The sequence below is a fragment of the Sphingobacterium nematocida genome (genome assembly GCF_900168125.1).
Lineage (GTDB): Bacteria > Bacteroidota > Bacteroidia > Sphingobacteriales > Sphingobacteriaceae > Sphingobacterium > Sphingobacterium nematocida.
In genome coordinates, this window is sequence record NZ_FUZF01000026.1 from 35,608 (window position 1) to 57,177 (window position 21,570).

Consider the following 21,570-nt stretch of genomic DNA (forward strand, 5'->3'; position numbering starts at 1 on the left):
GGCGTATTACCGCGATCTCCGCCTGTGCCTTGCTCTTGGTCAACGAGTAAGGAACAATATACAATAGGAGGAATAGGCAAATGTGATGGTCGATTGGTATGTGTATTAACCGTGGAGGCATGCCCTTGATCAACCACTTGTATTGGATATTTCTGTGCTATAAAATCTACATTTGCAGTGTCAGATACGGTTTGACCACACAATAGGGCTAATGCTAAATAAAACATTTCTCAAAAAATTAAAAGTCATAGTCTGAGTAGGCCCTGCACACCATGCACAGGGTTGCTACAAAAATTTTCAGAAGGCCTTCTGATTTTTTTGGGAAGTGTGAGTGTCCATCGCGGGAGGCAAAAGCTGCTTCCCAAACCGGCTATTGACTACCGCGAGTTCTTCTCGTTTTTTGAAATCGGTTGATGTCTTTTTGTTGTTTTTATTATTGACATCTCGTCCGATTTCTTCAGCAAAAGTATATCAGCCAAAAAGCTTAATATCAAGTCTTTCCGCCATTTCTAATAGTTCTGATATAATTCCGATTTTTCTTATGAATTGCCGGTTTTTCCGGTAGAGATTACTTATGGTTTTCCATAATTTCTGATAGATAATTTGTGTAATTTTGTATCATGTCAAACTTCAACCTATTTAGAAATGAGGTTCTTTCGCTCTATCACGAGAAGAGAAAGCGAAATGAATTACCTAGTAAATTATGCGAACCCTCTCCTGCTAATCTGAGAGACTATAGTCTTGTGGTATTGAGAAGTAATTTATCAGACGATGATAAACGAATAATGGAGGAGTTTTATAATGACGCTAAGGCGTATGAATCCCTTGAAATGGCAATCAGGAAGGTAGATATAGGAAAACTAAAATCACTGCAAAACTTCATTACTGAAAGAACTAAAAATCCAGACGAACTGCTTGTAAAGCTCCTAGCTGTATTGGTTGATTATCAACCAAGGCCTTTCGTCTGGGAAGAGTGGAGGCCTAAAGAAGAAAGGGAAAAGCGAGATCATATGGTTGAAAGTGATGATTTAGTTGAAGGTGATGATTTAATTAATGGAAAGGCGCCGGAGGAGGGTGAACCGTCGGCATACGGGGATGGAAGTGAGGAAGATCTTGAGGTTAACAATATTAAGGGAGGATTCACGGGTGAGGCTACCACAGGTACTGGTCTTATACCATTGGGTATAATGTCCCCTGCCCCACCTGATAAAGTAAACTGGCTTTCAAAAAAACGGCTTTATTTGATTAGCACAACAGCAGGCATTGTGTTGCTTTTTATAGGATGGATGTATATGAAACCGAATCAGTGTATGTGCTGGGTAGATGATCACTACGTGGAAGTTGACTGTGCTGCACAAACTAATCCGTTAGGCCCAAAGAAGATTGCGCTGAACTACGAAAAGCTTAACAGTTTCAAAAAAATAATGCGTCCTGATACACTGTCGGTGAAACATGTAAATAGAGTATGGTACTCGAAAATCGATCATGATGTGGAGTTTTTCACATCAAGCGGATTCCACCCCGAGCACCCAACTCGCTCGCTGAAAGCGGCTACGGAACACATATTGACCAAATATGCTGGAGACTCTGTTCGTGTGGAATTTCAAAATAACGGAAACTAGTTGATGCGAAAATGAGGTATACCCATCTCGCAACAAGAGACTACAACACTGTCTTGAATACCCCGATGACCTGGAGATCGGTAGTCTCCTCGTCCCTTAGTACAATAGGACTATAAGTCGTATCGCTAGACTTGGGCAAGAGGATAATCTCTTGATGTTGCCAGCCTTCGTCGGTTATGGTCTTTTTACTCGTATATTCTTTGATGGTATAATTGGCCCCGAAATCGCGGTCTGCAAAGCTGCTGGACTCGACCAGGCAGATGAGCCCATTGCGGGAGCCGCCCTGATAGCGCTCGAATAGGCAAATGGATCCATTGGGTATGATCTTATTCATCGACTCGCCCACTACCCTACACGCGAAATAACGATCAGCATCTTGATACCGCTCCTCTACTTCTACATGTTGTACAGACTCGCTCTGCTGTAAATCGGAGAAGCTGCCTGCTGCTATGGCTAGGTCGTAGTAGGGTACGCTGCTTGTCGTCGGTGTATGACTGATCTGCACCTCATCTTCTGAGATTATGTCTTGTCGCTGTGGCTTGATAAACTGGGCGAGATAAGCTCTGAGATTGTCATTGCAGACGTACACATAAGTACCCTGAATACCCCGGAACAGGATGGTACGATAAATATTGAGGATATAGTTTTTGAGTATGGCGGAATCATTGATCGAGTTCTTGCCGTTCTTGTCTTTATATCTGTCTTTGTATACGACGAAGCTCTTGGTCTGAAAATCGTAATCGAGCTCTGGCCCGATGATAAGCCCGGTATAGTTAAGGTCATATCCTTGTGTTGTATGGATACAACCGACCTCGTTAATGGCATTAGATGAATTGACCCAGTCTACATCTGTGCTGTTCCACTGAAGTTGGATCTGGCCTATGACTATATCTTGGAGTGAACGGTCATTCTTGGAGATCCAATCCCAAGCAAAGCCTGCTACCATACGGCTGAGCCCTACTCGATCGTCTTTGTGTCTGATCTCTCCTACCATCTCTTCCAGATCGTCAAAGAGCCTGAAATCGTAATGGACACTGTCAAATGGCTTGGCCGGAACAGTTGTATTGTCGGAGAATACTCCGTGGATAAGATCCATATAGGGTGCTCCGCCCCTAACACGGAACTGGGACCGTAGACGCTCTATTCGGGTACTATTCTCTAACTGTAGATCGAGGAAGCGCTGGGCATCGACATCGGATGGTTTGATAGATTGAAACTCATCATAGAAAATGATGGCTCTATGGGACTGTAGCTGTATCCAATCTAATTCGGAACAGGTGAGCTCGTCTAGTCCTAGTTGTTGGGACACTTTGCGGAAGGTACCGTAGTAAGCGGCGAGGTTCTTCCACTGGCGCAATCTATGCCCCTCGTCGACGATAACAAGATCGTATTTTTTCTTTGCCACCTCGGCTGGGCCTATGACCATCTTTGGAGATAGTCCCTTTATGTTCTTAAAGACTTTGGATATGGTCTTGCGGAAGGATTGCATGGGTATGACGAGTGCCATCTCGAGCTGTCCGTATTTATGACGTACGGCCTCCACGAGACCGAACAATTCTTCATCGGACTCGTCCAGATCGGCATGATTGAAGTCTTTTAGATCGGTCTTCAATAGCTTGAACAGGAATATGGCCAATATGGACTTGCCTGTGCCTGCTCCTCCATGGATGAGGCTGACTTTGGCCTGATCGTCCAATAGGCAATGGAGTATGGTCTTCAGACCGTTGGTCTGCTCGCGCGATAGGCTCTTGTAGGGTGAATATTTGAACAGATCGGAATTGTCGATATGTTCTAACGAATGCCGGGCTATACCTATGCTGCGCAGCTCGGACCAGATGTCACGGAATAACTCCCAGTATACCTCTTTCTGTTGGTAGAACTTGTGGTCGCTGATGCCTAGATTTCCGTTCTGTAGATTGAACTGCCCATCGGCTGCAATGTACCGGATCAGATTGGACTCGATGTCTAAGGTGGCAGATTTGTTGAAGAGGTCGCTCAAGATGAGGGAAACGGACTTGAGATCTTGTTTCTTTTCGGTCTTGAGGTGCGCCTTCATCCGGGTGACCATATCGGTGGTCTCTCCTACATAGGCTTCTTTTTGATTCTGCAAAAAATAGACTACAGGCCAAGATAGGTAATCGCGCTGTTGGTCTAGTAAGCTGTACTCTAGGCTAGCATCAAAGGTATAGGGGACAATCTGGAACTGTTTCGGCATTATAATTCGTTGTATTTTTTGGCTGTGCCCTTGGCTTTGTCTACGGGGTATTTCTCGTTGTTGCGCTTCATCTTGTCCTCGATGATCTGTTTGATATCAAGTCCGTGCTTGTCGGCCAAAAGGATGGCGTACATGAGGACATCGGCAAGCTCTTCTTTCAGCTTGTCGGGGTTGGCATCTTCATTGCCTTTCCACAGGAACAGCTCGAGCAGCTCGCTGGCCTCAATACTAAGCGCCACGGCAAGGTCCTTGGAATTGTGGAACTGCTGCCAGTCTCGGGCATCTCGAAAGTCGCGGATCTGCTGTATGAGGTCTTGAATGTCTGTCATGATCTGTGTTAAATAGCTTGATGGCTAAATTTACACATTTTAAGGGAGTGTGGAAGAATAATGGAAATTGTTTCGCTATACATAAATAAAAAACAACCAAACATCAATATATCAACATATTAAATTTTTAAAAAGGATAAAAAACGAAATTCGCCTATAGTTATGGATTTTCGAACCGAGACGAATGTCGAGCTCTACATAGTAAAATAGTCTGTATATTAGTTTCGCTAATACAGTTGTTATAGGCAATTTTTAATAACAGTAACCAATCGACTATGAATACCTACTCTAACAAAGCTCAAGAAAATAAAAGCCAATCAATGGTGAACACTGTTTCCCAAAGGCAGAAAAGTGGTGAGGCTACATTTCAGTTTGTTGATAATAGGTATGAGGCTATAGTCCAAAGAAACCTACAAGAGATGGCGAATAATAGTCCTCAAGCAAAACAAGCTGCTAAATTGCAGACAATGGCAAACAATTATCCAACTCAACATCAAAACCCCATCCAAAAGAAGGAAAATAACACAGGCTTACCTGATAATCTAAAATCAGGAATTGAAAATTTATCTGGTTATTCCATGGATGATGTGAAAGTACATTATAATTCAGATAAACCTAGTCAATTACAAGCTCATGCGTATGCGCAGGGGACAGATATTCACATTGCTCCCGGGCAGGAGGAACACTTACCACATGAGGTTTGGCACGTGGTACAACAAAAGCAAGGACGGGTAAAGCCTACTATGCAAATGAAAGGTGGCGTAAATATCAATGACGATACGGGTTTGGAGCAAGAGGCAGATGTGAAGGGATTGATGGCAATGAATGCTACGGAGCAAGCAAACCCGTCCTTAAAGCAACTACAGCCTATCAAAACAAACACTTTCCAACTAGTGAGAAAGTCACTAGTTGAAGATTGGGAAAAGATAAAAACTCGCCAATCCAATGAGAATGGAACCAGTTTTATTGCGCAAATAGAACCGATGATCAAAGCTTTTGACCTAGTTCCCCGATTAAGTGCAAAGGCACAGGTAATTGATGAGATGCAAGAAATTTTGGAAGAAAGGAGTGGAAAATTAAGTGTTTTTAATTTTTTATCAGATTACAATACCTTGATTAGAAAAACAGAAAAACTATTAACTGAAACAAAAAAACTATTAAACAACACTCCTGCCATTTTTGGCTCAGCCTCCAGGCTTGATGAATATACAGCAGACGATGAAGCCCCATACAAGCAAATGACTGATGAAGGAATGCTATGGAACATGCCGGAATTACCATACAATACTCATAAAATTGGAAAAAGTGGGAAGAAATACTTTGAAGATTTATCTGCTCGAAATATCAAGTCTATGAACTCTGAAATTATAAAGAATAAGCACACGGAAAAGATATGGTTCACACCTTTTATAGAACGGGCAAGCCATGTGCTTTCCAATGCTGTCGTAAATCACTATACAACTTCGAATCGTGCAGAACTGATGTTGAGGGAGGAAATGAAATCAAAAATGATACTCGAACGAGACCTCCCCAATTTTAAACACAATACAAGTTCTTTTGATGACATTGGTTTAGCCAATAGCGGCTTTCTCTTTTTCTTCATAGAATCACCAAATGCATCCTTACGTAATACCAGATTTGCTCAGGGTGATTCGGGAGGAGAGCCTGCCAGAATCTCTATTCCAATTAAAGAATCTGGATTGCTTGAAAAAGGTTGGCTGATGTTGAGCGACTTTGCTCAATTAGAATATCCTGAAATTATGACAAAAGAGGATGACAGTAAACATACTTCATGGTTACGTACCCGTAGCGAGAAAGCTGATAAAAAGCGAGAATTTAAGAAGCCTGTAAGACATTTTAGCCAAGGTATCGGGAATTTGAATGAGGCGCAGATGATACAGAATAACAAGTCTATGAATTTGGATGAAAGACAGGCATATTCCGTGGTTGACGCTCTAGTATCAGGTGACTCCAAAAGCAAACAGGTTTATGGAGACCCGAATGGGAAAGGTGATAATAAACCATTGAAGATACATGAGCGCTTATTAAATAATATTTTGGTCGGGAAAGACATTATTCCGGGGTTAGCTCAGCGTGCTGCGCTAGAAGTAGCTAGAATTAGCTACAAGAATCCAAGTCTTGGAGACAAGCTTAGCTCTTTGAAGGGCGAAGCCTTGATGCAATTTATTCTCAAAGATCTATTTAGACCTCAAGCAATGATTCCCAATCAAATGAAAATAAAAGAACAATATGTTGAATTGGTTTCCGACAAAGCCAATCTTGAGAAAATTAGTCTTCTAACTTCTGAAATTATAGATCTTGGCAAGCAAGTTGAGAAATCCCAATCAGGTACATTAAAAGTGATTGAAAAAAAAATGACTGAATTCCAAAATGCCGGTCGATTTAAGCATGATGAACAAATTGTAAAAATGAGCCACCTTCGTAAGCATTTACTAGAACAGAGCAAAAGGATATATCCTAACAAGGAAGTAATTAAAGGGCATGTTTATGTCGGCTCACTTCAAGATTTAGAAAGTGCAATCGTAGAAATAGCTCAAGATAATGGTGCTGATCTTTATCAATTAGAAATATTAGGTGTTTTCCGAAAAGGAGTTCCTTTTGAATCCAAATCTACCTTGATATCGGCATTTGAATCTATATTAGATGGTAAAAAGAAAGTGGCCGTTAAGATTGCTGATTATTTAGTAGAAAATACTGCCTAAATAGTTTACAAAAGGTGTTATAACTGATTAAAAAATGAAAAAGTATTACATCATCTCAAAAGCTCATTCTTTAAATGAACAACTTGACAGACATAAGCAATATGAATTTACCACTTCGAGAAAGTACATTACAAATATTAGTTGGTTCAGCTCAATCAACCGAATGTATCTGTTAATGGACATAAATGAAAGGAATATAAATTTTGATATTTTATATTCCTTTCGGAGAATGTTTTATATACAACTTCCTATTTTATATATTTTTGGTAATACTCATATAGCAGATCTATATTTTCAGTGCAAATTATTGAAATAGCACCTGAGAGTTTTATTTCATCCCACTCCCACCATTTGATTTCTAAAAGCATTTTGATGTGTTCTTCACTGAATCGCTTTTTAATTTCCTTAGCTGGATTGCCGCCGACAATGGTATAAGGGGCAACATCTTTGGTGACTAACGCCCGACTACCAATAACAGCGCCATCACCGATGCGCACACCAGGCATAATCATAGCCTCGCCCCCTATCCAAACATCATTACCAACGATGGTATCTCCCGCACCTTGATATCCGTTTATTGAATCCTTAAAGATTTCAACTTCTGACATATAGAAGAAAGGGAAACTAGATATCCAGTTGTGTCGATGCCCCTGATTGCCTGCCATAATGAAACTGACACCAGTTCCGATAGAACAGAATGAACCTATAAATAACTTGTCAACGTCATCTCGATCCGGCATCAAATAACGTGCACAGTCATCAAAGGAGTGTCCATGATAGTAACCTGAATAATAGGAATATTTACCAGCAATAATATTGGGATTGGTAATGTGGTCTTGTATTATTTTGCCTTTAAAAGGACTTTCGAAGAAATTACTCATTTTAGCTTATTTTAAAAATTTAACAAATAAAGTATCAAGGCATTCATTGATTGCTTTGAAAAAAAATATTATTTGCTATATGCTAATCAGACTTCTTCATGGGGCTAATATAGCGAATTATGCAAAAACTTCAAATCTAGAAAAGTTTTAATATCATTGATATTGAGAAGCCCCGCTCTGGTCATATCGGTATGTGGATGAATCGGTCAAAACAGGAAAATGACGTATCCCCCTTCCGACTGTATAGCGGACTCTCATTCCTTGATATTATTTCTTTTGTTGTAATAGGCCGCTTCGCGTTGAACAAAGGCTTCTTCGCGCATCTTATTTCGGTAGGCAATATCGTTAATCCATTTGGCTAATAAACGATCCATCTTGGTGAGGTGGTAGTTGAGGCACATAGGGCAGCGATAGGCCCAGAACTTGTACCCCTTCTTCTTGACGGAGTCTTCTGCATTGATCTCGTTGGCTCGTTGATTATTGTTGTTTATACTATTAGAAAATAGCTAATAATCACTGAACGTATAGTTACTAGCTTACTACAGCTGTATATTTATTATATCCCTGATATCGGTCCAGTACCGAGGTGACAGCCGTTCCTGCTGCATACGCCACATACGCTTGCCCTGTGCCCCTAGCCTAACGGTATTGTGCCCGTACTGTTTGTTAATATGGATTTGCGAACCGAGATGAATGTCCAGCTCTACATAGTAAAACAATTTGTATCTTGGTCTTGCAAAGACAGGTGTTAAAGAAACTACAGCCAACATGGGCAATAGTAAGAATATGCAGAAATTAATTGACAAATTTTATATTGACTTCAAAAGCTCGCATTTAAAAGTTGGGCATATCTTCATTTTAGTTATTCATGTTTTGATTTGTATATTTTTTTGGAAGGCATACAGCAATCAATTCATCGACAAGGAGACATTAAAAACGGGCACGATGTTTTATTTCTTCATGACCACTTTTTTGCTTATGGTCGGGTATTACCGACAACTTAGAAATTATAAAGTTTACATTCTTTGGCTGATAGTGGGAATTGGACAGTACATTGTTTATGTAGCCACAAAAGACAACCCAGACTTTATGATGTTTAGAGGTAGTAGCTTGACGCCAATGAGAGCGTTATTGTTTATGCTCCTAACATTGCAACTGTTCAGACAACTTTACATGCTTTTGACTCCATGGGATTTAATAATAACATATAGACGCTTTACATGGCACGACACAGAAGATAACAGAAAAATGATTTGGTTAGATGTGGTATTTTCCATAATTATATATGGGGTCACTATTTTAGCATGCGTGTAAGCCGGTAGTTTTGTAACCCTCTTCTCCCCTTATGATTATGCTAACAACAAATACAATAGAGATGAGAATGAAGTGATAATCGAGCTGTAAAAACATGTAACTTGTATTATGCTGTATTATTTCAAATAACAAACCAGATGATGAAGGGCGAAGAAATTAAAGCTGAAGGGAAATATTTTTGTAGATGTTGTGGCTATGAAAGATCAATTCGCTGACAAAAACACTTTAGCATGATAGATATTATCATAAAGGGATATCGGAGTATGTTTAATCGAAGACATATTATGAAAAAAAATCTAAAAGAGGCTGTGGAAAGTAAAAATGAGCATCGGCTTATGCAATGTCTTGACTATAGACGTTCTGATAGCTTTGATAATGATTGCTATGAATATATCGAGAAAGCTCTCGTAGGAACTTGGCATAGTCGGCATGAAGATCTGGTTGATACAATTTATTTAGAAAGATTAACGGATGATCGATTTGTAGATCCGATATTAAATATTGCACTAGATCAAGAGCAGTTCAGATGGTACGACGATGAGCTAGAGGCGACATTAAGAAAATGCGTACATGCTTTAAAAACGATTAATACGGAGAAATCCAACCAAGCGTTAAGAAAATTAGAAAACCTGAACAATGATAATGTGAAGTATGCTCTTGAGATGTGGGAAGTGAAATAATTTAAAATATTTTTAAAAGAGCTAAAGGGACATACAAATAGCTGTAAGGTGAAAATATACCAGCATTATGGAAGACTATAAACTCGAAAAGACTATTTGGACGGAATGCGATTATGAACAGATGGGCTGGCATGATGCGAGTATCTATGGTTTTATATTTCAGAATGACAATATAGATAGTACTACTACGGACCTGCTTTTTGATATTGATTATATCTTCAAATGGGTACAACCTGTACCCCCGAAAGGCAATTTTTCCTTTTGGGTCGCACCCTGCACACTGAAGTTTGACAACACCTATGCTCTTACTATAGATATCGACAGACGTGGAGGTATGACGGATATGTTTGAGGTAGCAGATATACATCTGCTGGCTAAGACCAAGGAGAAAGAAAACAAATGGTTCTATGAGTGGCAAATAGAATTACAGGACGGTAGAATAGCATTTAAGTCTACAGGTTTTAAACAGATGGTGCGACAAGCGCCACTCCTCACAGGATCGCAGGTATTGACTCTTGCAGAGCGAAATGGTATTTCATTCAGTCAAACACCATTTCAATAGATATTAAGAGATGAATCGACTTATTACCACTATCGGTTTAATACTATTTGGCTTGACGGTGTTTTGTTGTCAGTCATGTTCTTCACAACTATTGGAGGAAGATTTTGTCAAAGTTTCGAAATCTGACATACTAAACCTTGAACGCGGTAAGTTGATAGATTGGAGCAATAGCGATAGCAGCGTGATAATGCGTCATATGTTTAAAGATTTAGATTTTCTAGCAGATTATGTCATGTACAGTGCTATAGAAGTAAGACATAATCTAGACACGACATACTATCTGAGACAGGTATCAACGAATGAATGGCCAGTTATCGTAGGTGATTTGTTCTATATTTTGTCAAAATCAAATATGGGTATAACGGGCTGGCACGAGGTTCATAAATATGGGAGCCGTCGAATGGACTATGACAGTGTGCAATGGAAAAAGACATTGTTGGAAAGAAAAGACATCGCGTATCAGCACGCTAAAATAAACAGTCTATCTTATGGCACTTATAAACTCCAAGGTGCCGATTTGGTGAAGGTAAAGCTTACAGACAATCCCTTTGTCAACAGAGATAGGGACATCTATGGGATATTCTATGTTACCGAACCTGGTACTGGGCCGGCCTATCTCCTAAATATGGACTCGGTAAGCAGACTGTTACTATCTACCGCCCCTCCTAAAAAGATTAAGGCGGTTTATATTAAGGATTAACTTATGGCAACTCTGTAAGTAACGGACTTGTCTTATAGCTCTTTAGAGCGTACTTTCGCCACTATCTTTCGTAAAGAAGTTGTACAACAACTTGTAGATAGATAATAGTAACAAAGCCGCAACTACAACATCGAATAGAACAATAAATGTATGTTCGGATGTTCCACTAGGATTTACAGATTCGTAAATCGCAAATGGCAGCATATTAAACATATTCGGCATAGTTATAGCGTAAAGTAAAAATGACGCTGATAGCAGCAACGCTACTATTCACGCTTTGTATTGGGCAGGTTTGTTCATGTCAGACTTTCATAACTTACGTTCTTACATTTAATCATTAGATCTGAATTGGCATTCTCTTCCAACCTTCCCCCTCCAAAAACTAATGGGAAGAAATCAAAAACTATCGTCCCATTTAGTTCGCATATTAAAGCTTGATTTATAAGGAGGCTGGATTGATTTTCTGATTCAATGAAACGAAAGGACAATACATCAATAAATATCAGCTTGACCTGCTCATATTGATAATCTGTATGGGTATTCATGCAATTGATTGCAACCTCTATCCTTCTGGCACCGGAATGAGAGGAATAACTAACCTCAGAGATTAGAGCATCTGAAAATCCTTCGTATTTATCTATGATGTCATTTAGCATAGCTTTGTTTTTAATGTTAAGATGAAAGCTATTTGTCTTGATTAAAGATCTCTAAATTCTCCCAATACGACTTACTGATATCGATACCAAAAGCATTGAATACTTCTAATCTGTCTTTAGCAAAAGCGGGATTACGAAAATCAATATATCTTCGTCCATCCATAATAAGAGGTTCTGCTTCTCTTCTCCAATATGGATCGAGCGAATCTTCTTGTATACATGATATTAAGAGGTCTTTTTCATAACCATTTGGGCTACCAGTATAAGTGCTGAACATAAAAGAGTGTCTATTTTGATTTCTATTGGAGGTTTTATAAATCCATCCCCATTGAAAATATCTCAGTTCGTGTACCATTATCGGGAAATCATACTCGTCAGGTTCCAAAGGAGCATTGCCAATAATTGGATACTGACCAATCCATAAATAATACTCTGAAAGAGAGAAAGAAGGCAAGGATTTCTTGCTTTTCAAAATATTGGTATCGATGTAAGGTGTATCGCTAACATACAAGTAAAACTTAACTATAACCGGAGCCTCAAAGAACTGTTCAAAAAAAAGTGGTAAATCATCTTTACACGTTGCTTTATTCTTTCGAGCATACTGAAAGGCATTAAATATTACTCTTCCAAAACCGTAAGTCCGTCTATCAATTTTAAAGCTAAAAAAATCACCATCCTTAGGGACAAAATGTTTCTTCGTCTGTACTTTAAATTCTGCTATCTCTGCAAGATCTGCAACAGTGGTATCATCGATATAACTATCCAGCCAGGTTCGCAATTGCGAAAAGTCTTCTAATCTGGGGGATGAACAATACTTAATATAACTCGCTTGATTAAAAATCTCAGCTTTACCACGATATAGAAAGCGAACATTCATTGCTTTTAAATCGAAAAGATTGCTTGCAGACAGCTTCTTTTTCGTTCCACGCTTTGGATTGGTCAAAATTACCTCATCATCGAGTTTATAATATGTATCCTTTTCTAAAAAAGCAAGAGCTTCCATATGTTCAGGATCTGGAAATATATAGCATACTTTGCGAATAAAGGATTCGTTGTCTACATAATAGATACAATTTTCGTTGATTTCCTTCCGTTGCCAGGTATCTTCAATTTCATTAAGCCCGAGGTATCTGCGGTCACTTTCTTTTAATTCAAATATCATATGTAATTGGTAAAATTCAAAAGCGGTAATTCTGTTAAAAGATTGAACAAGTGCTAAATTATAAAGATGCTGATTCGCCTAAATACACGGCTTTAAAGTGCGGCAAATCTTTCGGGCCTTTGTCCTGCGTCAATACAGGATCAACTGGGTCTACCTCACGCCACAGCTGTTCCATGCTTCTGATTATTTTCTGAAAGGCTTTACTTTCGTAGGCCGGCCATTTGGCTTGCAGTTCGTTTTCTTTGAATGCTTCAAAAGTTGGGTGCTTAGCCTTCAGCAAAGATACCATCGCCGCAAGCGGAAATACATCCGAATTGAAGTCAAAATTTCGATACCACTTCCAAGAGTTATTGATCACTGCTCTTTCATTTGACAGGAAAACCGTGTAGGGGTCCAATCGTAACACCTCAAAATAAATATTGGTGGGCATAGGTAGAGTCTTCTTTTTGCCAACTATAGTCTTCAATACCCGATTCAGGTCTTTAACCTCTTTGCCACATACCAGATTCCGGATGGAAAGAAGATGGGGAAGTAATGGGCGCTGATTAAAACTATCATGATACCTCCGTTCAAAGTTTCTAGTACACACTAGGGTACTAATACTGGACAACTTGGGTGTATGAAAGTCGTCTAAAAAGTTGTGTTTTCCTAGATGAACTAGGTTAGGATATCTGTATATGGAACTGTTCAAAATCTCACCGATAGCTTCGACGGACAAGAAAGGTTTAGGACACTTTTTTACTTGGAATCTGCCACTAATCTTCTTTAATACGGGGAACGACAAATTTACATCGGCTTCGTGTGTGGGCAGATAGGACAGGTCCTTGCCGATGTACTCTAAATAGGGAAAAAGTACATCGTCGCTCTGCACTGAAACACTGCCATAAATATGGGTATGTGGTATAACTATAGCAGGCGATTCGACAAGAAGATTAAAAAATCCATCTCGAGGCAGTTGATCGACCTCTAGTTGGGTTCGTACCGTGATAATAAGATCTGTAACACGTCTGTCCTTCTTTCGCTTTGCGAAACCTCCAATAATTACCTCACAGTTTTTAGTAAAAATCTGACCACCAATATTGGGCTCATTTTTAAGCTCTAGGTCAACTATGCTTGCAAGATTCCCTCGAATTTCATCAAGCTGGTCTAACTGTACCGGATAGTGTATGTTGACATCCCCCTCGACCTGCTTTAGTTTCTCGAGACCACATTCTCTGGCATCTACTGATAGGCTTCCGGTAATGGTCGTGAGATTGGGAAAACTACATCGTTCGGCACGTATGATAAGATCGCCATTAATCGCTTCCATCCCATATTCTCCTGAACTATAAACTTCATAACGCGTAGTTTGCAGCTCTAAAAATTCGTTTGTCTGACTGACTATCCTTTTAACGGGAAGAGTGACGAGTCTTTCTAAAAAGATATGCTTAGCCTTAGGTCTTGTCTTAGGCTTTTGATTGACCCTGTTTAGCTCTGTACTCCTGTTCGTTTCAAACGAAGGCCTCCGCTCTTTGGCGCGTTCCAAAGATAGCATTTCTTCTTTTTCTCTCCGAAGTCGCATTGTTTGATTGATGATAGTAATTATCAATGCTATAGGTAGACCAAATAATAAAACAAGAATATTTATTTTTTCCATTACCAAGCGTGTATTTTATAATTTTTTAACAACACAGCATAATAGGGACCTCCTTGGATGCCCTCGGAAATAGGATGCAGGATCCGTGCCGCGCCGTCTACGGAGTCTAAAGGTGGGATGTAGCCTACGCCAAATTGTTTTTGCCTTAGGGACTCTATCGCCCCGGTCGAAATCCACCCAACATCTACGGCCGACATATAGATTCCATCCTCGGCAAACTCTTCTCCACTGGTAAGGGTCATCATATTCAATGCCGCCTTGGTCATATTGGTATGCGGATGAAACACGGTCTTGGAGCTATGGCTAAAGATCCCTTCGGAGGAGGTTACATTGATAATATACCTATCATTAAACGTAGAATTTTTCATAAGGGGTTTGAACGCTTTGACCAGTAGATAGGGTGAAATATGATTGATCAGATTGACTTCTAAAAGTTCATAAAGCGAGACTTCATCCAACAATGAATTCCAACTTGTCTTTTCTCTATGGTCTATGGGTTGTCCAAATCGTGTTAGGGCAACCTCTGCCCTCTCCTCTGGACTGTACATTATTTCTTCGACCTGATAACTATGTAGCGTGGTGTTGAGTTGAAGTGGGATAGACTTGTCGATACGCTTGATAGCCTGCTCCTCGGCTTGAAGGATCGGTTGATAATAGCTATCGGGGTATTTAATAGTTTGTGCGGCATTGTTGATCAGAATATCAAGACTATCATGGTGTTGCGTGAAGTAGTCTACAAACCGTTCTACAGCTTTAAGATCGCGCAAATCGAGACCGTACACCGTCAACCTGTCTTTCCAGTCTGCGTAATCCGCTTCATCCTGAAATTGTGCTAATGCTAATGCTGGGAATCGACTGGTAAGTATAAGTTTGGCTCCAGAGCGTAATAGTTTGAGTGCCGTTGAAAAACCTACTTTAACTCTACCGCCGGTAATAATGGCTGTACGTCCTGTAAGATCGACATCGATAAAACGATAGCTATAGTTGAATTCGGCACAGGTCGGACAAAGTCGATTGTAGAATGAGTGTTGCTGACTATAGCTGGTATTGCAAACGTAGCAGTTTTTCGGAATATTCAATTGGGCATACGATTGCTCTTCGAAAGCGCCTTCGGAATAATGTGTTTGCCCTTGTAGGGCATTGCGCGAAATTGTAGATCCTTTAATATTTTCTAAATCCTCAGACTTTTTTGTGATGTGACTGGTTTGACGGTTGAGCTTACGCGCATTCTTAAAGACCTTGGTCACCAAACCAGCAAACAACTGATTATCTGGATTGTCAAATGGATTATCCTTTAAGGCATCCAACACCTTGATACATGCTTTCCATTCCTCGGATGTAAATTTTGGTGAATTGTCTGACATGGTTATAATTAGTTAAAAAATAAGAAGAGTGTAGCGGGTAGGCCTCGAACCTACATTTCCCGTTGGCAACAGACGTTTTCCAATTAACCACCGCTGACACTCTAAATCAAAACGAAATAGGATTCGAACCTATGACCTCTATCGTGCAGGGATAGTGCTCTACCATCTGAGCTACTCATTTTGAAACTCTTATTAATATTCTTAAATACTTTTGACGACAAGATACTATAATCAAATGTGATATAAAGAATTTTTATTTCCTCTTATGATCTAAAGACGACATCCGAAAGAAAGACTTGCCTATCAAACAATCTTTAACCCCCTGCCCGTGTGACATCGTTATAATTAGTTGAAAAATAAGAAGAGTGTAGCGGGTAGGCCTCGAACCTACATTTCCCGTTGGCAACAGACGTTTTCCAATTAACCACCGCTGACACTCTAAATCAAAACAAAATAGGATTTGAACCTATAACCTCTATCTTGGCGAGATAGCGCTCTACCAGTTGAGCTACTCATTTTGAAACTCTTATTAATATTCTTAAATACTTTTGACGACAAGATACTGCAATCGAACGCGATGTAAAGAATTTTTATTTCCTCTTATGATCTGAAAAAGTGAGTCGTCGTTCATATTGTATTTTAAATCAAGGAAAGAAGTAAAAAAACTCCCAATAGTCCAATAGCCAACAGGGATAAAAGAACTTTAAAGTTACTGAGATCTAGTATAGGGCTATCGTATTTATCTTTTCTCTTGAACCTAAGGAACAGATAAATCGAAACAATGCATACCAGTACTAACCCTGCGCCAGATAACATTATAAAGGTAACATCTTTCGTCTATCAATAAATATATCATTTTTTAGTATGTTTAGGTATTGAATGTTCATTTGCGCAACAGAGATAATTGATAGATACCAGTTACTTTTATGAGAATACAGATAATTAGCGATTTGCATCAAGAATTTGGCAGAAGTGAACTGGAATTTGACAAGGCGGATCTATTAATTCTTGCGGGTGATACTAATATAGGAACCAAGGGAATTGAGTGGGTAAAAAACAGTGTTAAAGATATCCCGGTAATCTATATTTTGGGCAATCATGAATATTACAAAGGTTCATACCCAAAGACGTTAAACAAGATTAAAGATGCTTCGAAAGGCACCAATATTGTTGTTTTGGAGAATGATAGATTCGATTTTAACGGTATTAGATTCCATGGAGCGACGTTGTGGACTGACTTTTCTCTATTTGGAGATCCTGTAAAATATGGGATTATGTGTCAAGGAAAGATGAACGATTATAGAATGATACGAAGAGATCCTTCGTATTCAAAAATGAGAAGTATTGACACTTTTAGGCTACATCAATTTTCGAGGTTATGGCTTGAGGATAGTTTAGAAGAGTCCACATCTTTTAGAAATATAGTGGTGACGCACCATGCACCTAGTCTGAAGTCGATCCCTACCGAATTTAAGAACGATTACTTAAGCGCTGCTTATGCTTCGGATATGGAAGAAATGATAACCCGTTTTCAACCGGAGTATTGGATCCATGGTCACATACATACACCTATTAAGTATGAAATCGGTGCAACGAAGATAATCTGCAACCCTCATGGTTATATTGACGAAAAATATAACGGCTATGAAAAGGAGTTGATAATCGAGCTGTAAATGAGAAAGTACCTGTCGCACAAACACCTGGGTTTGCTGTTCACTAAAATGTAGAGAAAATCTGCTTACCATAGCTTTGCTGCTTATTGAGGCTGGGATTGACTTTGTGCTCAATACATTCAAAGAGAGCTAGTCGGTTGACGATGGTGTAAAGAGGAAAATCGGAAATTCCGATTTTTCTTCCAAGGTTACAAATTATTAGAACCTCGATGTCAACGCCTAAAAAATGGAAAGAAAGCACGATTAGGAATATGGACATTTAGTCAGATTCTCGCAAAGAACAATAATCAACCTTTTGTGTATTTTGCTAAAAAATCAGAAAAGATCGGAGAAAGATTGTATATATTAGTTTCACTAAAAGAGATCCAATTTGACAACTTAAGTAGCAACCTGTATGAATAAAATGAACGCAAGTGAATTCAAAAAGCTTTCAACAAAATTTTTAGCTCCCCGACTTAGGGAGAAAGGATGGAAAGGAAGTGGCTTTAATTTTTATAGAACAACCGACAATAGTATTGTACATATTTTGGGTATCCAAGGTGCTTGGTATGGAGGCTCTGTTTGTTGTGAGACCGCAATTCACTTTGACTTTATTCCTGATTTAGCAGGTAAAAATGACCCAAGTAAAGTTTCGTATGCTAGTTGCATGGTTAGACAAAGACTTAGCCCAAAAGGAGGAGGAGATTATCACTGGACTTTCCGGGATAATGAACATGATAATATCAATTCCTTAAATCAAATATTTGAAGCATTAGAAACATTTGGAGAAAAATTCTATCAAGACTTCAATAATTTCCCTAGCCCATTTGACAAAATAAAACCTAATGACTTCTTGACGGGTGAAAGGGTGGTACTTCTAGACAAATACTATGTTTATAATGAGTTTAGTTTTATTTGGCTGTTAAAAGAGATAAACTTAAAAATAAACAGACCAGAAATTGCAAGAGAATTTTCTGAAATAGGAATTGAGAAGGCTTCAAAATATTATAATAAACTAATCGATGAAACGAAAAGTGAAAAACAAAAAGAACTGACGAGAGAAGTTTTAGACAATTTGACTAATCAATTAAAAATAGAATAAAATGCCACCAACAATAAGGACGTGGGGATCTGACGGGCGGACGTAAAAACTTGGAGCTAAGTTGTATCTTCATAGCGAGAGTGTAGCATCCTAGTCCTTCTTGAAGGTTAGAAATGGTTACAAACTATAGTAGTGAAATTGGCGCTTCCAGAGAAGGTTAACTGTGGTACTGGCGTCAGGTTATTACTGAAGATCTGAAGAGTGGTGAACAGAAGAAAAAATATAGCTAAACAGTATAGGCGCTAAAATATGAAACCAACCAAAATAAAACAGACCTCACCTGATAAAGTAAGAGGTAAACTGGTAAAATACAGAAAAGGAGACATTATTGCGATAAAGCAAAACAATGATAAATTTATGGCAGCCTTGATATCTAACAAATTCAACAAATACTATGATATCACGCTAATAGATTTTTATGAAAAGCATAAGCCAACATTAGATGAATTGAGATTAAAAAGATTTTACGGAACGAAAATAGGCTCCTGGGAGGATGTAACGTATGCGGTCAACGTAAGGATGATCACCTGTAAATATATCGATGAACAAATCAATATTGAAAAGGTAGGTGAAATTGAAATGATCGATGACTACACAAAAGACGGTTATGCGTACTTGGACAATTTAGAAGAACTGGAAAAATTCTATTTGGAGGAATTGCCAATCAGAATTCAGAAAACAATTAATGCTGAAAAATTTACTGACCTTGCTTTCGTCAGTAAGCATTTAATTGACATGAAACATATTGAAAAAACAGGAGACTTATAATCGATCTATACATGCATAACGGTGTCAATAAGTTTTGCTAGCTGGTTAAATTTATAAAAACCATTTTCTGCAAGCTCTACCCTCATATGAAGATTAGCATGAACCATGACACCATCTATATCTAAAAAGAAAATCATCATTAAGATATCTTATACTACTTTCATTTATCTATAAATATATCATTTTTTTGTATGTTTAAAGATCGAAGCTCCTTGTACGAAGTTTGCTAACGCCCATCGGTCGACAGCGTGCTTTGCATGTTCGGAAGTAGAAAAAAAATATACGCTTTGAGGAGCTCACTGATCAATATAACAAATCGAAATATACCCATAGTGCCTTTGATTATGTATAGAATGAAGTTAATTGAAATATGATGAAGGATAGGGAAAAGATTGGTAGTACTCAACAGATGAACCAACATCAGTATAAAGACTTAACAATCAAGATTCTTGACGAACCAACATACAAATATGGCTCGACGGACAACGATTTCTGTTATTCCAAGGTTTACTTCGGTGGTGAAGCAGAACTATACCCGACCTCAAAACACGGTATCAAGATCTATCAAAGGGACAAGGTTATTGACAGCTGCATCATCATTGGTTCGGGAGGCGCCACGGGTATCCATCAAAACTCATCTCTTGTAGATAATGACCAACTAGTAATTTGCTGCTGTGATACTGTATTTTGCCTGACACTCCCCGATCTCGCCTTAAAGTGGAAAATCCAAGCCGACCTAGCAACATGTTTTCAGATTTTCAAACTGCAGGACGGCTACATTGTACATGGTGAATTTGAGATAACAAAGCTAGACAGAGACGGGAATAAGAAATGGGAGTTTGGTGGTCTAGACATTTTTGTATCCGCAGATAATAAAGAGGAATTTAAACTGGAAAGTGATGGGATTCTCCTTACTGACTTCAGTGGGAAAACCTATAAAATAGATTTTGATGGTAGGTTATTATCGGATTTTTAAAAAAAGTTTTTATATATTTAGTTATCGTTAAATAAGATGTAATACAGCATTTTAAAGCAGTGCACCCATGGTAGACAACTACAGACGAAAAAAATTGGCTTTGCATCTGCGACATCTTTCGACAGGACAAATAAGTAATGACGATTTTGAAGAAAGAATTACCAAAGACGTGACTTATGGTTGGTTGCCAGAACAGTATTACAGATCAAAAGAAAGTAAAACAGACGACCAGGTTATAAGACCAATTTTAGAGTTATCCTGGGGATTATACAATGACACGCATAACCACAAGCTAAAAGGCAAGTATAATCTTTCTGACGAACAGAGAAAAGAAATTGCACGATTTATACTGTTTCTTCACTCAGACCTGGAATACGACTGGACATATGTTGACGTGACAAACCCTCTAATGCGGCTTTCATTTACAGACATTTTGAAAAGTATATTTACACTTGGACAGCATTATCGTGATTTAAATATAAAACACAAAGAAGAATTTGAGTTAATGAAAAAAACTGGCGATTTTGAATTCTGGCCGTTTAAGACACAACACGAGTACACCCAACAGTTGGCAAAACAACCGTTTCTAAATAGACAAGAAAAAACTACCACATAACTCTGGCGACTTCAGGTGCATTGACTTGCAATATTGAAGCCTTTATAATGAAGATGTATAATCTCGACAAAAAAACATGGACGGAACAGGATTACGAGCAGATGGGCTGGCACGATGCAATTATCTATGGTTTTATATTTAAAAATGATAATATTGATAGTGCCAGTACTTCAATGCGTCATCAATAGAAGAAAACGTAGATGTACAACCGAACGGTTCATCTGGATCTACAGATGAGAATTCGTATATATCTAAAAAGTCTTCGTCCCCCTCATCAATGGAGACTGTAACGTAAACTGTGTCAGCGGAATAATTCAATAAGGTTTTTTATATTTAATTATTCAAACGACATGGTCATGAAAGACAAGACCCCATTTGACTTTGAACGCTTCAAAGAGGAAGCTATGCAAGGTCTTTATAACGGGAAGAGTTTATCTCCGAACGACGGCGTTCTAGCGCCCTTAATGAAGCATTTACTAGAGTCTATGATGGATGGCGAGCTAGAGAGTCATCTTCAGGAAGATAAGGCATTAGGTAATTCCAATCGTCGGAATGGTAAGACTAAGAAAACTGTTCGGGGACTTAATACAGGTACTTTTGAGCTGGAGTCTG

Annotated in this window: 21 protein-coding genes, 3 tRNA genes and 1 pseudogene; 12 read left to right on the forward strand and 13 right to left on the reverse strand. The window is 38.8% G+C overall.

Annotated features, from left to right (window positions below):
* Positions 1-227, reverse strand: a 227-nt coding sequence (locus tag B5X76_RS22085) for a hypothetical protein (RefSeq protein ID WP_176141154.1), incomplete at its 3' end; no start/stop codon positions are given.
* Between the two features lie 393 nt (positions 228-620).
* On the opposite strand from B5X76_RS22085, the gene B5X76_RS20210 reads away from it, so the two are divergent.
* Positions 621-1,622: a hypothetical protein gene (locus B5X76_RS20210; RefSeq protein ID WP_079645739.1), complete on the forward strand. Its 1,002-nt coding sequence runs from the start codon at positions 621-623 to the stop codon at positions 1,620-1,622.
* Between the two features lie 40 nt (positions 1,623-1,662).
* On the opposite strand, the gene B5X76_RS20215 is transcribed toward B5X76_RS20210, so the two are convergent.
* Together B5X76_RS20215 and B5X76_RS20220 are read right to left on the reverse strand one after the other, a co-directional pair.
* Positions 1,663-3,837, reverse strand: coding sequence for a DNA/RNA helicase domain-containing protein (locus B5X76_RS20215; protein ID WP_079645740.1), 2,175 nt, complete (start codon positions 3,835-3,837; stop codon positions 1,663-1,665).
* A complete protein-coding gene (locus B5X76_RS20220; protein ID WP_079645741.1) occupies positions 3,837-4,166 on the reverse strand; it encodes a nucleotide pyrophosphohydrolase in 330 nt (109 codons plus the stop codon). The genes B5X76_RS20215 and B5X76_RS20220 overlap by 1 nt, the downstream gene beginning before the upstream one ends.
* A 275-nt stretch (positions 4,167-4,441) precedes the next feature.
* Between B5X76_RS20220 and B5X76_RS20225 the strand changes: the two genes are divergently transcribed.
* The gene (locus tag B5X76_RS20225; RefSeq protein ID WP_079645742.1) at positions 4,442-6,889 is read left to right on the forward strand and encodes an eCIS core domain-containing protein; all 2,448 of its coding nucleotides are present in this window, start codon (positions 4,442-4,444) and stop codon (positions 6,887-6,889) included.
* Positions 6,890-7,137: 248 nt separating this feature from the next.
* On the opposite strand, the gene catB is transcribed toward B5X76_RS20225, so the two are convergent.
* Positions 7,138-7,770 carry a type B chloramphenicol O-acetyltransferase gene (gene catB / locus B5X76_RS20230; RefSeq protein ID WP_079645743.1) on the reverse strand — a complete coding sequence of 211 codons (633 nt, stop codon included), beginning with the start codon at positions 7,768-7,770 and terminating at the stop codon, positions 7,138-7,140.
* A 539-nt stretch (positions 7,771-8,309) separates the two neighbouring features.
* Positions 8,310-8,576, reverse strand: coding sequence for a DUF4113 domain-containing protein (locus B5X76_RS20235; RefSeq protein ID WP_139375427.1), 267 nt, complete (start codon positions 8,574-8,576; stop codon positions 8,310-8,312).
* Between the two features lie 771 nt (positions 8,577-9,347).
* On the opposite strand from B5X76_RS20235, the gene B5X76_RS20245 reads away from it, so the two are divergent.
* From B5X76_RS20245 to B5X76_RS20255, 3 genes are all read left to right on the forward strand, one after another.
* Positions 9,348-9,764, forward strand: a complete 417-nt coding sequence (locus B5X76_RS20245; RefSeq protein WP_079645746.1) for a hypothetical protein — start codon at positions 9,348-9,350, stop codon at positions 9,762-9,764.
* A 67-nt stretch (positions 9,765-9,831) separates the two neighbouring features.
* Positions 9,832-10,326, forward strand: coding sequence for a hypothetical protein (locus B5X76_RS21850; protein WP_139375428.1), 495 nt, complete (start codon positions 9,832-9,834; stop codon positions 10,324-10,326).
* 10 nt (positions 10,327-10,336) lie between these two features.
* Positions 10,337-11,026, forward strand: coding sequence for a hypothetical protein (locus tag B5X76_RS20255; RefSeq protein WP_139375429.1), 690 nt, complete (start codon positions 10,337-10,339; stop codon positions 11,024-11,026).
* 42 nt (positions 11,027-11,068) lie between these two features.
* On the opposite strand, the gene B5X76_RS21855 is transcribed toward B5X76_RS20255, so the two are convergent.
* From B5X76_RS21855 to B5X76_RS20285, 8 genes are all read right to left on the reverse strand, one after another.
* Positions 11,069-11,248, reverse strand: a complete 180-nt coding sequence (locus tag B5X76_RS21855) for a hypothetical protein (RefSeq protein ID WP_139375430.1) — start codon at positions 11,246-11,248, stop codon at positions 11,069-11,071.
* A gap of 74 nt (positions 11,249-11,322) precedes the next feature.
* Complete coding sequence (locus tag B5X76_RS20260; protein ID WP_079645748.1) at positions 11,323-11,682, reverse strand: hypothetical protein; 360 nt, start codon at positions 11,680-11,682, stop codon at positions 11,323-11,325.
* A 28-nt stretch (positions 11,683-11,710) separates the two neighbouring features.
* Positions 11,711-12,844 (reverse strand): immunity 26/phosphotriesterase HocA family protein, encoded by a 1,134-nt coding sequence (locus B5X76_RS20265; protein ID WP_079645749.1) that lies wholly within the window; start codon positions 12,842-12,844, stop codon positions 11,711-11,713.
* 58 nt (positions 12,845-12,902) lie between these two features.
* On the reverse strand, positions 12,903-14,480 hold the full coding sequence (locus B5X76_RS20270; protein WP_079645750.1) for a hypothetical protein: 1,578 nt from the start codon (positions 14,478-14,480) through the stop codon (positions 12,903-12,905).
* On the reverse strand, positions 14,480-15,844 hold the full coding sequence (locus tag B5X76_RS20275; protein ID WP_079645751.1) for an SDR family NAD(P)-dependent oxidoreductase: 1,365 nt from the start codon (positions 15,842-15,844) through the stop codon (positions 14,480-14,482). The genes B5X76_RS20270 and B5X76_RS20275 overlap by 1 nt, the downstream gene beginning before the upstream one ends.
* A 108-nt stretch (positions 15,845-15,952) precedes the next feature.
* A tRNA-Ala gene (locus B5X76_RS20280) sits at positions 15,953-16,025 on the reverse strand.
* Positions 16,026-16,210: 185 nt separating this feature from the next.
* Positions 16,211-16,279 (reverse strand) — tRNA-OTHER (locus B5X76_RS22090).
* A gap of 10 nt (positions 16,280-16,289) precedes the next feature.
* Positions 16,290-16,362: transfer RNA gene (locus B5X76_RS20285), tRNA-Gly, on the reverse strand.
* 408 nt (positions 16,363-16,770) lie between these two features.
* Here B5X76_RS20285 and B5X76_RS20290 point away from each other — a divergent pair.
* From B5X76_RS20290 to B5X76_RS20320, 7 genes and pseudogenes are all read left to right on the forward strand, one after another.
* Positions 16,771-17,517 carry a metallophosphoesterase gene (locus B5X76_RS20290; protein ID WP_079645752.1) on the forward strand — a complete coding sequence of 249 codons (747 nt, stop codon included), beginning with the start codon at positions 16,771-16,773 and terminating at the stop codon, positions 17,515-17,517.
* A gap of 394 nt (positions 17,518-17,911) precedes the next feature.
* Positions 17,912-18,598 (forward strand): DUF4304 domain-containing protein, encoded by a 687-nt coding sequence (locus tag B5X76_RS20300; protein WP_079645754.1) that lies wholly within the window; start codon positions 17,912-17,914, stop codon positions 18,596-18,598.
* Positions 18,599-18,847: 249 nt separating this feature from the next.
* Positions 18,848-19,366 (forward strand): hypothetical protein, encoded by a 519-nt coding sequence (locus B5X76_RS20305; protein WP_079645755.1) that lies wholly within the window; start codon positions 18,848-18,850, stop codon positions 19,364-19,366.
* Positions 19,367-19,736: 370 nt separating this feature from the next.
* The gene (locus B5X76_RS20310) at positions 19,737-20,342 is read left to right on the forward strand and encodes a hypothetical protein (protein ID WP_079645756.1); all 606 of its coding nucleotides are present in this window, start codon (positions 19,737-19,739) and stop codon (positions 20,340-20,342) included.
* A 67-nt stretch (positions 20,343-20,409) separates the two neighbouring features.
* Positions 20,410-20,958, forward strand: coding sequence for a hypothetical protein (locus tag B5X76_RS20315; protein ID WP_079645757.1), 549 nt, complete (start codon positions 20,410-20,412; stop codon positions 20,956-20,958).
* Between the two features lie 47 nt (positions 20,959-21,005).
* Positions 21,006-21,146: a hypothetical protein gene (locus B5X76_RS22095; RefSeq protein WP_176141155.1), complete on the forward strand. Its 141-nt coding sequence runs from the start codon at positions 21,006-21,008 to the stop codon at positions 21,144-21,146.
* 168 nt (positions 21,147-21,314) lie between these two features.
* A pseudogene (locus B5X76_RS20320) lies at positions 21,315-21,570 on the forward strand (IS256 family transposase); the annotation flags it as partial.